We start from the raw sequence: 5,666 nt of genomic DNA, 5'->3' as shown, positions 1-5,666 counted from the left end.
GGAAAATCAAATAATCACTATAAAGATCAAGCATATCCATTTAATTCCCTCCCTAAAATTAAGGGCGGAATTCTAATGCTTTTTAGTCAAACTACAAGTTTATGTGCGTAACATGAGTAAGGTAATAAGGCTTTTACTGTATCGCGTAATAGCGTAGCGTGATGCCCAGACATCGGGGCAACTAATAACATTTTGGGCAAAGAATCATTATTGAATTTCATTTTTTTGAAATGAATTAAATTACAAAAGCTCTTTTTATCAACAATTTCCTCATCAATATCATAGTATTCATCATCAAGCTTAATTTCATTAATCCCAAACTGAGGTTTTTCATAGATATTAGTTAACATGTGGCTTACATAAAAATAACCGGTTAACCCGCGATAAAATTTAATGCGACTATCCATAATCACTTTAATAATTTCACTCTGCGCTTGGGAAAGGTATGGGATGTTGAGGGGCAAATCCATGGTATCAGCGATACGTTTATAGCGCTTAGATAAGGTCAGGCAATAATCAGAATAAGGTTGTAATGCATTCATACCCCAATCATACCAACTGTACAAAGAGCGATTATCCAAGGGATTGATTAACATAAGAAATCCTTTTCTAATGATGCGATCATATGAATGTAAGTATAGAGCAAATCCGTTTTTTTGCTTTGAGGACAGAGAGTTTTAATTAATGATCTATAATGAGATAGAATTAATTTGCTTCTTGTGGATATTATGGACAATCAACACTTAGTAGTTATTAACGCCGGCTCATCCAGTATTAAATTTGCTGTATATGAATTAAATGCCGGTCTCGATAAAGTCTATCAAGGACTAGTCGAAAATATCCATCTCAAACCAAAACTTAAGGTATTTGACCGCGATCATAACCTTATTAAGGAAGAAAATTTTGCAACCGACAGTGATTATCCCTTCTTTTTTAAACTCTTATTAGAGAAGCTAAGTGAGCCTGAGTTTAAATTACACCTAGTAGCCGCAGGGCATCGTATTGTACATGGCGGCAGAAGTTTTTATGATCCAATGCTGGTAACACATGATCTAATTCAGCAGTTAAAAGAGTTCATCCCCTTTGCCCCACTACATCAACCCTATAATATTAAAGCCATGGAGGTTATTGCAGAGTTTGCGCCAGAGTTAAAACAAATCGCCTGTTTCGATACGGCATTCCATCGCACCCATCCCCGCATTGCAGATAGCTTTGCTCTACCCCAATCATTAACTGAAGAGGGGGTAAAGCGCTATGGCTTCCATGGACTGTCTTATGAGTTTATTAAACATAAACTTGAGGAAATGGGCCTGCTTAATTCCAATAAACGAATCATTATTGCTCATTTAGGCAATGGCGCTAGCATGTGTGCCGTAAAAGAAGGGAAAGCCATTGACAGTACCATGGGTTTTACTGCCTTAGATGGACTAATGATGGGTACCCGTTGTGGTAACCTAGACCCGGGCGTTTTACTTTATTTACTGGAATTTAAAAAGTTAAGTCATAAAGAACTGGAAAAACTTTTATATCAACAGTCTGGTTTATTAGGGGTTTCAGGACTTAGCTCTAGTGTAAAGGATTTATTAGAATCTACAGAACCTAAAGCAAAATTCGCACTTGATTTATTTGTTTATCGCATTCGCAAAGAATTGGGGGCTCTCACCTCGGTTTTGGGCGGTTTAGATTGCCTAGTATTTACTGGTGGGATAGGAGAGCATGCTTGGCCCATTCGTGAAGCAGTCTGCCGCGACAATGAATGGCTGGGAATAAATATTAATCCATTGGCCAATAACACTAATGAACAGTTGATTAGCAATGAAGAGTCTAAAGTAGCCGTTTATGCTATTCCTACCGATGAAGAATGGATCATAGCCCATCATTGCCGCCACTTACTTATAAAGGAAAACTAATATGGATACCCGTTTACTTTTAGGAAAAAAAGCCTTGATTATCGGCATTGCCAATGACAGCTCGATTGCATATGGATGCGCACGGATGTTAAAAACCGCAGGAGCTGAGCTAGCCCTGACTTATCAAAATGACAAAGCTAAACCTTTTGTCGACCCTATTGCTGAAGAATTAGAACCTAGTATTTATACGCACTGCGATGTCACTAAAAATGAAGATTTAGAGGCTCTCTTCGCAGAAATTAAACGTACTTGGGGGCAAATTGATATTATTGTCCATTCCATTGCTTTTGCGCCCAAGCTCGATTTACAAGGACCCTTAGTCGATTGCTCTAAAGACGGTTTCCTCTTAGCAATGGATATTTCCTGTCATTCCTTCATTCGTATGGCTCATCTCGCCAAGCCCTTAATGCACCAAGGCGGTGTACTTTTTGCTATGTCGTTCTATGGCGCTGAAAAAGTGGTTGAGCATTATAATTTGATGGGGCCGGTGAAAGCGGCTTTAGAGGCTTCGGTTCGTTATTTAGCGGCAGAACTGGGTCCATCTAACATTCGAGCAATAGCGCTCTCTCCTGGCCCTTTGAAAACTAGGGCAGCGTCCGGTTTAGAGAAATTTGACGAGTTAATCGCACAAGCCAAAATCAAATCCCCCCTTTTATCCTTAGTGGACATTAGTGATGTAGGGGCAATGGTTACTTTTCTTGCCAGTACTTATGCTAAAAACATTACTGGAGACACTATTTATATTGATAGTGGTTATCATATTGTCGGCTAAGTCTAATTTTATCATCATTTTAGTAATGCTATCTTAGCGGATAAAATAATTACGTCCGCTAAATAATCATTTATGGCTTAATTCGATACAAAATACAATAAAATACCGGTACGAGAATCATCGTTAAGACAGTACCTATAGTGAGCCCAAACATAATAGTAGCCGCGAGAGAAACCCAAAAAACATCTTGTAATAAAGGAATAACCCCGAGAATTGTTGTTGCTGCGGCATTGACTACGGGGGATAACCGACTTAAAGCAGCAGAGATAACGGCATCATAAGGCCTCATGCCTTCGGCAAGATTCAAATTTACCTGATCAAGTAAAACTACTGAATTTTTAATCATCATTCCCGATAAACTCATTGCACCTAATAAAGCAATAAAACCAAAGGGTACATTAATTGCCAATAAACCAAAGGTGATTCCAATCATCACAAAAGGAATTACCGCGATAATAATTAATGGCGGTCTAAAGGCATTAAATAACATCACAATGATTAATAACATGATAACTATGGTAGGAAATAAACCTGGTTTTAAGGCATCTGCAGACTCTTTGCTGCTTTTGTATTCCCCGTCCCAAGTTAAAGTATATCCTGGGGGTAATTTAATTTTTTCAAACTCCGGCAAAATTTCCTGCCGTAAAGTATTTGCCGTTACCTTATAGGGAGAACATTGTACGGTTATTGCCCTTTTTCGATCCCAACGCCAAATGATAGAATCAGTCCAATTTAAGTCCAAGCCATTAATCACTTGTGAAACAGGAATCGTTTTGGAGCTTAGGGATGGATTAATTTGTAAATAGGGCAAATCAGCTGCGGCCGTATCCCGCTCACTTTGCGGATTTCGCAAAATAATAGGAATTAAATCATCATTCTCGCGATAAAGGCCTATGGACAAACCATCACTGGCCCGATGTAGAGTATCAGCCAAATCCACCCGTGAAACACCAGCCCAACGTCCCCGCTCCTGCTGATATTCAGGCACGATTTCTAAAACTTTTTCCCGCCAATCTGTTCGCACATCAATAGCATCCTGTTGCGCCCTTAATATTGCCACTGCTTGATCAGCAAGTTGTCGTAGAACAGCAGGATCAGCATTGGCCGGTCCTGTAAAACGCGCAGCGATTTTCCAATTGTTAAAAGCACCTACAGCATATTTACGTACGCGAACTAGGGATTGAGGATAGGCTTCCGTACTCCACTTTGGTAAACTCTCCACCAAACGATCCACGTCCTGGGTACTCTTGGTATTCACTATTAATTGAGCATAAGAGGAAAAGGGAAATTCCGACTCCACTGGCAAATAAAAACGAGGGGGTCCCTGACCAATAAAAGTACTTACGCTACTTACTCCGGAATCTTGTAACAATTTTTTTTCTAATTTTTTTAACTCCTCAGCAACAGTTTGAATACGCGTTCCTTCTGGGGCCCAATAATCAATCATCACCTGTAAACGAGAGGAGTCAGGAAAGTACATAATCGGTACAAAACGGAAGCAGATAATAGAAAGGATTAGCAAAAGGGTCATCATTAAGGTAAAAGACATGCGGTAGCGAATAGCTCCCACCAATAATTTCCTAAATGACTGATAAAAACGACCGGTATATTGTTCTTCAGCAGAAAGCATTTGTTTAGGCTTAGGGATGAAATACATACACAAAAGTGGGGTTGCTGTTTGGGAAAAAACCCAGCTTAAGAGCAATGACACCGCGATAACAGTAAATAAGCTACCTGCATATTCTCCAGTATCATAGGTAGAAGCAAAAATTGGGAAAAAAGCCATCGACGCCACCACTGTTGCCCCTAATAAAGGCCAAGCAGAAATTTTAGCAGCCTCAACTGCAGCGGCTTCTCGTGCCATTCCTTTTTGTAGCCGCATAATAAAACCATCGACAACCACTATGGCATTATCAACCATCATCCCCATGGCAATAATTAAGGCGCCTAAAGAAACGCGCTGTAGATCGATGTGCATCAACTGCATGACAATAAATGTACCTAAAATAGCAAGGATTAAACCGGAAATCCCGATAATCAGGCCTGCACGCAGCCCCATGGTGAACGCTAAAACAATAAGAACAATAACTACTGCCTCAACTAAATTAATTAAAAAAGAGTTAATCGATTCGGCTACAATTTCTGATTGCCAAGAAATTTTATGAATTTCTATCCCAACAGGTAAATGAGCCTGAATTTCCTCTAGACGCTTGCTAACATCCTCCCCAACCTTAACGGCATTTACTCCAGGCAGAGGCGCTAGAGCAAGCCCAATGGCAGGTAAACCCGAATAGCGCATTATCTGAGTTGGAGGATCTAAATAGCCTAGCTTTACCTCGGCGAAATCGCGGATACGGATAATCTCGTCTGTTTTTTTAGCGCCTTTTTTAAACTGTGGGATTATGGATAAATTTGCAATCAATTCCGGGCTGGTAAACTCCCCGGTCGGCGACACTCTTATTCGCTGGGATTGATAATCCATCTGTCCAGCATCAACCACCTGATTTTGTAGCTTCAAAGTACGCTCCAAGTCATTAATGGTAATGCCTAATTGCGATAATTGTGTGTTGGAAATATCTAAATAAATTCGTTTTTGTTGCACTCCCCATAAATCGACCCGCGCAACCCCAGAAACGACACTTAATTCTTTTTGTATTTCTTTAGTGTAATGTTCTAATTCCGCATTGCTAAAACCATCAGAGGTTATCGCTAATAAAAACCCAAAGACATAACCAAAATCATCACCAACCACAGGAAGACTAGCGCCAGGGGGTAATTTTTCTTGAATATCATTAATTTTTTTGCGTAAACTATCCCAAACTTGGGGTAAGCGATCAGCCCAATATTGGTTTTTAATATTAACTTTAATAACTCATGTTACGCACATAAACTTGTAGTTTGACTAAAAAGCATTAGAATTCCGCCCTTAATTTTAGGGAGGGAATTAAATGGATATGCTTGATCTTTATAGTGATTATTTGATT

Annotated in this window: 4 protein-coding genes; 2 read left to right on the top strand and 2 right to left on the bottom strand. The window is 39.6% G+C overall.

Features of this window, described 5'->3' with window-relative positions:
• Positions 1–86: 86 nt before the first annotated feature.
• A complete protein-coding gene (locus ELY15_RS12980; protein ID WP_127100714.1) occupies positions 87–596 on the bottom strand; it encodes a hypothetical protein in 510 nt (169 codons plus the stop codon).
• 132 nt (positions 597–728) lie between these two features.
• Between ELY15_RS12980 and ELY15_RS12975 the strand changes: the two genes are divergently transcribed.
• Together ELY15_RS12975 and fabI are read left to right on the top strand one after the other, a co-directional pair.
• A complete protein-coding gene (locus ELY15_RS12975) occupies positions 729–1,910 on the top strand; it encodes an acetate/propionate family kinase (RefSeq protein ID WP_127100712.1) in 1,182 nt (393 codons plus the stop codon).
• Between the two features lies 1 nt (position 1,911).
• Positions 1,912–2,682, top strand: a complete 771-nt coding sequence (fabI, locus tag ELY15_RS12970) for an enoyl-ACP reductase FabI (protein WP_127100710.1) — start codon at positions 1,912–1,914, stop codon at positions 2,680–2,682.
• A gap of 70 nt (positions 2,683–2,752) precedes the next feature.
• Here the strand turns inward: fabI and ELY15_RS12965 are convergent, their stop codons facing one another.
• Positions 2,753–5,479: an efflux RND transporter permease subunit gene (locus ELY15_RS12965; RefSeq protein ID WP_255411108.1), complete on the bottom strand. Its 2,727-nt coding sequence runs from the start codon at positions 5,477–5,479 to the stop codon at positions 2,753–2,755.
• Between the last annotated feature and the right edge of the window lie 187 nt (positions 5,480–5,666).

The organism is Legionella sp. km772 (assembly GCF_003989735.1).
Classification (GTDB): Bacteria; Pseudomonadota; Gammaproteobacteria; order Legionellales; family Legionellaceae; genus Legionella.
This window is presented reverse-complemented; position numbering and strand designations above follow the sequence as displayed.

Excerpts from the sequence above, each read along its gene's own strand:
- ELY15_RS12980 (WP_127100714.1), bottom strand. The coding sequence starts at position 596 with ATGTTAATCAATCCCTTGGATAATCGCTCTTTGTACAGTTGGTATGAT.
- ELY15_RS12975 (WP_127100712.1), top strand. The coding sequence starts at position 729 with ATGGACAATCAACACTTAGTAGTTATTAACGCCGGCTCATCCAGTATT.
- fabI (WP_127100710.1), top strand. The coding sequence starts at position 1,912 with ATGGATACCCGTTTACTTTTAGGAAAAAAAGCCTTGATTATCGGCATT.